The sequence below is a fragment of the Spirulina subsalsa FACHB-351 genome (genome assembly GCF_026130165.1).
Lineage (GTDB): Bacteria > Cyanobacteriota > Cyanobacteriia > Cyanobacteriales > Spirulinaceae > Spirulina_A > Spirulina_A subsalsa_A.
Genome location: NZ_JAIHOM010000182.1, coordinates 1 through 6,551, shown reverse-complemented (window position 1 = coordinate 6,551; position 6,551 = coordinate 1). Strand labels below are relative to the sequence as shown.

Annotated in this window: 3 protein-coding genes and 1 CRISPR repeat array; of the genes, 2 read left to right on the top strand and 1 reads right to left on the bottom strand. The window is 47.8% G+C overall.

Translation table 11 applies throughout. The features are described 5' to 3' along the window. Positions 1-175: 175 nt before the first annotated feature. Positions 176-1,768 carry a glycoside hydrolase family 57 protein gene (locus tag K4A83_RS21390; RefSeq protein WP_265266737.1) on the bottom strand — a complete coding sequence of 531 codons (1,593 nt, stop codon included), beginning with the start codon at positions 1,766-1,768 and terminating at the stop codon, positions 176-178. A gap of 393 nt (positions 1,769-2,161) precedes the next feature. Here K4A83_RS21390 and K4A83_RS21385 point away from each other — a divergent pair, with 393 nt between their 5' ends. After that, positions 2,162-3,319: a histidine kinase gene (locus tag K4A83_RS21385; protein ID WP_265266736.1), complete on the top strand. Its 1,158-nt coding sequence runs from the start codon at positions 2,162-2,164 to the stop codon at positions 3,317-3,319. Next, on the top strand, positions 3,286-5,073 hold the full coding sequence (locus K4A83_RS21380; protein WP_265266735.1) for a SulP family inorganic anion transporter: 1,788 nt from the start codon (positions 3,286-3,288) through the stop codon (positions 5,071-5,073). The genes K4A83_RS21385 and K4A83_RS21380 overlap by 34 nt, the downstream gene beginning before the upstream one ends. 42 nt (positions 5,074-5,115) lie before the next feature. Beyond that, positions 5,116-6,098: direct repeats of the CRISPR family, unit length 36 nt; unit sequence GTTTCCAATCAATTTAGTCCCCCGGTAAAGGGGAAC. Positions 6,099-6,551: the final 453 nt, after the last annotated feature.

Genomic DNA, 6,551 nt, shown 5'->3' with positions numbered 1-6,551 from the left:
GGGAGCAGGGGAGCAGGGGAGAAATTATCAATTATCTATTACCTATTCCCTATTACCTATTCCCTATTACCTATTCCCTATTACCTATTCCCTATTACCTATTCCCTATTACCTATTCCCTATTCCCTATTCCCTAGCCCCAGGAGTAGAGTTATTCGGCAAGCCCTCAGCGAACTTAGCCCAAGGGTTGATAAACCTTGTAATTAATATTGGGGAAAATATTGTCAATTTTTTCCACCTTTTCCAACCAACCCGAGTCAACTTTACCCGCTTGGATATCCTCATAAATCTTATTAAACCGCATCAAATGGGAGCGAGTCCGTCGCACCGCATAGGGAACCATCGTCCCGGTGCGCATAATAAACGCCCAATCGGAAGATTGGGCTAACAATAATTCCCGCGCTGCTTGATTTAATGCCCGTCGTTGGAGTTCATCACTGGCCTCTAAACGACCTAACTCAATCATTCGTTCTGCCGACTTGTGTAAATGGGGATAAATCCAGGCATTGGTTTCATTTAACCAATACTCATGAAATCCCTTATAACCCCAACTAGATTGGGCTGGACGACAAATCTGTTGAGTCGGATATTGATGCAAATAATCGGCCAAGTGGGTCATGGCATAGGTTTGTTGATCAAACCACGTTTTGCGGAATAAGTAATCTAAGAACCAGGGGCCCTCATACCACCAATGACCGAATAACTCCGCATCATAGGGCGACACAATAATCGGCGGACGCTGCATAATTTCCGCTAGGTGACGGATTTGTTGTTCCCGATTAAACATGAAATTGGCCGCGTGTTCGGCTGCCTTTTCCCGGGCCCAATAGGGATCATAAAGGGCTTTATCCCCCAGACCTGCAAAACGACTGGTGATTTTATGGTATTTAATCCCGGTGTTTTTGCGCTGACCGTTGGGCATGATGTAGGGTTTGATGTACTCATACTCCGCTTCCCAGCCCAAGTCTTTGTAGAATTCCCGATATTCAGGATCTCCGGGGTAGCCCACTTGAGAGGACCAAACTTGTTGGGAGGATTCATGATCTCGCCCAAAAACGGCCGCCCCTGTTTCTGTGAAAATGGGGGCGTAGGTGCCAAAACGGGGACGAGGCCGGGCATAGAGAACACCATGACCATCGGTGAGGAAGTAGCGCAGACCGGAGTCTACAATCAGGCGTTCGAGTCCGTCGTAGTAGGCACATTCGGGCAACCACATCCCTTTGGGGGGACGACCAAAGTTTTCTTCGTAATGTTCACAGGCTACTTTAATTTGCGCCCAGACGGCCTGGGGATACATTTTCATCAGGGGGAAGTAGCCATGAGTCGCCCCGCAGGTGATAATTTCGAGGTTATTGCTATCTAAAAACTGTTTAAATGCTTTAACTAAATCGCGATCATAACGCTCCCAAGTCTCGCGCACCAGTTGGAATTCTTTAACGTAGTGTTCTGCGAGGTAGCGCAAATGACCATTATGTTGATTATGGTCTACTTCCTTTTCTGCCAGTTCTTGCAGTTGGGCGAGGTGAGCATCATAACGGTCTTGGAGGAGGGGATCTCGTAACATGGCCACCAAGGGCGGGGTCATGCTCATGGTCATCTTAAAGTCTACGCCGTCCCGCTTTAAGCCCTCAAAGGAGTGGAGAAGCGGGACGTAGGTTTCTGTAATGGCTTCAAAGAGCCATTCTTCTTCTAGGACGTAATCACTTTCGGGATGACGAACAAAGGGGAGATGTGCGTGCAGAACAAAGGCAAGGTAGCCGACAGCCATAATATCTCTGGGAGTTAGTAGGGATGGGCGGATCGAATAGGAATGAGCGGACGGGAGAATGATTTAGGAAGTTTGACCTTCCTAAACGAGGAAATGGAATTTATATCCCCTTGTGAAAACTTTATACTATTTTAAGATCGACAGACAAAATTTCTGACGCGAGAGAGCAAATCAAGGAGGAAACATTAAAATAAAGTTAACTTAGCTCGATTTCTCTTCATGCCCTATGCACCCCCTGATCTAGAAAGGGTTGTGTTGTAGTCCCCTTAACTTGCTCCCGTAGACTCCCTTGAGCCTTCATGATAGGGGGGAGAACAAGGAAAGTCTCAGTCCCGCTCATGTGCATCCTTGAGATGAGCGCAGTCCATTCATGCAGATTGGTATTTAGACCCAGTGCTAGAATCTAACGGCCGGCAATCAAATCAAGCGGAGGAGTTACAGTCCTCGTCAGTTCTTCAATTTTTGCTGTTTATTGATGAACGCCCCACTTCTCAGGAGTCTACCCGCGCTCTTCAGGAGTATTTGGGGGATTTACAGTCTGAGTTTCCGTTTCAACTGGAAGTGATTCGGGTGGGACAGCGACCGGATCTGGTGGAGTATTTCCGCTTGATGGCTACGCCTTCTTTGGTGAAAATCCACCCGGAGCCGCGTCATGTTTTGGCGGGGAGTGATTTGATTGAGCAGTTGGGTCGTTGGTGGAAGCGTTGGAAGCAGGAGGGTCTGGAGGCTCAGGGTGAGGAGGTAGAAAGTCCAGATGTTCCGGGGTCTTCGGTGGGGTGTTCTCTGGAGCAAATTCGCCTGACCGATGAGATTTTTCGCTTGAAACGGGAAAATGAGGAACTGTTAGACCAGTTGCAGTTTAAGGATCAGGTGATTGCTATGTTGGCTCATGATTTGCGCAGTCCTCTGACGGCGGCGGCGATCGCAGTGGAAACCCTAGAACTGGCTCAAAACCAACCAGACTCGGAGCGTTCAGCCTATCTCTCGGCTCAGTTATACCGTCAAGCGCGATCGCAGTTCCGGATTATGAATCGCATGATTACGGATATTCTCCAGGCGGCCAAGGGTCACAGTGGGGAGTTGAATCTACAGTTACAAGCGCTGTCTTTGCCTCCTTTGTGTGAGGAGGTTTTAACTCAGTTGGCGGACCGCTTTGAGGCGAGGTCTCTCCATTTGACTAAGGATTTACCCCAAGATTTCCCCTCGGTCTATGCTGATGAGGAATTAATTCGTCAGGTCTTGACAAATTTACTGGAAAATGCTATTAAGTACACTCCGGCTGGGGGGAGAATTAACCTGTCGTTGCTCCACCGCACGTCCCAGAAGGTGCAGGTGAGTGTTTCGGATACGGGGCCGGGGATTCCCCAGGAGAAACGAGAACGGATTTTTGAGGGTCATTTTCGCTTGAAGCGCGATCGCGAAACGGAGGGCTACGGCATTGGTTTATCCCTTTGTCAGAATATAGTACGGGCGCATTATGGACAGATTTGGGTGGATAGTGTGTTAAATGAAGGCAGTTGTTTTCATTTCACGCTTCCGGTCTATCGGTGATTATGGCCGTTTTATTTTCGTTCACTGAAGAGTTTCAACCGCGCAATCTACTATCCAGTTTTCTGGCTGGGTGGGTGACAGGGATTATTGGGGTGATTCGTGGGATTTCCTACGCGGCCTTGATTTTTTCGGGCAGTTTGGGGGAATACCTCAATCTGGGGGTGGGGATTGCGGTGTATAGTACCGCCGCGATTAGTATTATCGTCGCTTTGATGAGTTCTCTGCCCGGAATGATTGCTACCCCTTTGGCGGCTCCAACGGCGGTTTTAGCGGTGTTAGCGGCGGCGATCGCGCAACAAATGCAGAATGACCCCCCAGAGGTGATGTTACTCACGGTGATGGCGGCGATCGCGTTGGGATCGCTCTGTACGGGGTTGTTCCTTTTCCTGTTGGGGATTTGCCAACTGGGGAAGGTGATTAGTATCATCCCCTATCCGGTGGTGGGGGGATTTATGGCTGGTACGGGATGGTTATTAGTGCGGGGGGGGGTGCAAGTGACTTGTGAGCATCCCCTGACATGGCAGGAACTCCCCAGTTTGCTGGAATGGTCTGTTTTGAGTCATTGGGGGGCGGGATTTTTATTGGCTTTGCTCTTGCTGGGGTTGACTCAACGCTATCGCCACTATTTGATTATGCCGGGGACTTTAATCAGTGCGATCGCCATTTTTTACCTCACCCTCTTCCTCACCCACACTCCCCTAGACTTAGCGCGGATTCAAGGTTGGTTACTGGGTCCTTTCCCCACTGGAGGACTCTGGCACCCCCTCACGTTCTCTCAACTCCCGGCTATTCACTGGAGTCTGTTGGGTCAACAATGGGGAACTGTTGCTACTTTGATGTTTATTAGTCTAGTTTCTCTGGTCTTGACCAATAGCGGTATTGAACTCGCTGTGGAACGGGAAATTGACCTCAATCAAGAATTACAAGCTGTGGGCATGGCTAATATTGCGGCGGGATTGGGGGGAGGGATGGCCGGGAATCAGGCCTTACCTAGCACGATTTTAGTTCATAAAATGTCGGCCGCCCATCGTTTGGCTGGGGTGTTTAAAACCATTCCCTGCGCTACTGTGTTAATTTTGGGCGCTCACTTTTTGGAGTTCTTCCCTAAGCCGATTTTGGGGGGACTGTTGTTTTATTTGGGTCTAGATTTGCTGCTTCAATGGGTTTATCAAGCGGCTTTTAAGTTTCCTTTCTGGGATTACGCCATTATTCTGTTGGTTTTGATTGTTATTAATACGGTCGGATTTTTACAGGGTGTTCTGGTGGGCATAGCTCTTTGTCTGTTGCTTTTTGTGATTGAATACAGTCGAGTTAACATTATTTATCCAGTCTGCTCTGTGTCTTCTTCAGCCAGTCCCCAAGGGGAGAGTTGGCTAGGATTAGATCCGTCTTTGGCTAATCATTTATATTATTTACCTTTACAAGGGTTTATTTTTTTCGCCACGGCAAACCAACTTTTAGACCGGGTGCAACATGAAGTTATGGCTGTGCAACCTCATCCTTTGAGATTTATTTTACTGGATTTTCAGCAGGTGACTGGGATTGATTCTTCTACGGTGCTAAATCTCTCTAAGATCAAAAAAATTGCGGCAAATCATCAAATTTTTTTGGGCTTTATTGGGGTGGATGATCGGGTTCAACGGTTGTTGGTTCGCGGACAAGTTTTAGAGGAAAATAACTCAAGAATTAAGCATTTTTCTCGGGTTGAGTCTGCTCTGATTTGGTGTCGAGGTCAGTTAATATCTGGAGGTTGAAAAACTGGAGTTAGAGGTTCACACTCTAGCTCCTATTTTTGGGTTTCCAATCAATTTAGTCCCCCGGTAAAGGGGAACTTGGATTTTATTCCCCGATTTTCGGGATAATATCCCGTTTCCAATCAATTTAGTCCCCCGGTAAAGGGGAACGCTTCTCACCGCCTGCTCATTCAGTAGGAGGGGAGTTTCCAATCAATTTAGTCCCCCGGTAAAGGGGAACAAAACTCAAAGAATTATTAGAAAAACTTAGCGCGTTGGGGTTTCCAATCAATTTAGTCCCCCGGTAAAGGGGAACTAAAGAAAGGAAAAAAAGCGACAACAGTATACAGACTTGTTTCCAATCAATTTAGTCCCCCGGTAAAGGGGAACTTACCATCACAGCCGAGGTGATGGCGCGGGTAGGCGGGTTTCCAATCAATTTAGTCCCCCGGTAAAGGGGAACCCCGACGCAAAAGTTGTCAAAATCATCCGCCATGTAGTTTCCAATCAATTTAGTCCCCCGGTAAAGGGGAACGACGACTCCATCCTGAGCCAGAAATGGCCTGAATGGATGTTTCCAATCAATTTAGTCCCCCGGTAAAGGGGAACACGGAAAAATAACAGAAGAGGATTGTCTAATCTTCTAGTTTCCAATCAATTTAGTCCCCCGGTAAAGGGGAACTTGATATTCCAATACCAGAGGCGATCGCTATATACCGTTTCCAATCAATTTAGTCCCCCGGTAAAGGGGAACCTAGAGCCTGGGCTGAGGCAGTTGCCTCTGCACGCCAAGTTTCCAATCAATTTAGTCCCCCGGTAAAGGGGAACTTACCTTCTTCCGAATCTTCTTCACAAAAAACGAATCGTTTCCAATCAATTTAGTCCCCCGGTAAAGGGGAACGTATTGGTTCTTTTTGACTGGGGAAAAGACGATCGCGTTTCCAATCAATTTAGTCCCCCGGTAAAGGGGAACTCCCCCTCTCGGCGGAGACAGAGCAAATGCTGTTTTCGTTTCCAATCAATTTAGTCCCCCGGTAAAGGGGAACTCCCCCATTTTAAACCCTTACCCCGCCTAATGTCTAGACCCCATTTGCGAACACTAGCAAAAATTGACAACAATTTAGAGAAATTTCCTCTAAAAAAATGGCTGAAACCCTTGTGCCGTGGACTATCGAACGGTCCAACGAAAGAATGGGGGTTTGAGGCACTTGGTCCGACTGTTCGATAAACCCCCCACCCTCAAATAATGCTCAAACTCGGCAAACCCGTAACAGGCGATGTCCCCCACATATCCACCTGTCCCAAAGTCTTTAAGGCACTAACAGAAGAAAAACAAAAATTAAAAGGGCGATGTCCCCCACATATCCACCTGTCCCAAAGTCTGGGATAAGAGAGGATCAAAACGGAGACTATCCTCGGGAACAGGGAATAGGTAATAGGGAATAGGGAATAGGTAATAAGTAATTGTTCCCCTGCCCCCCTGCCCCCCTGCTCCCCTG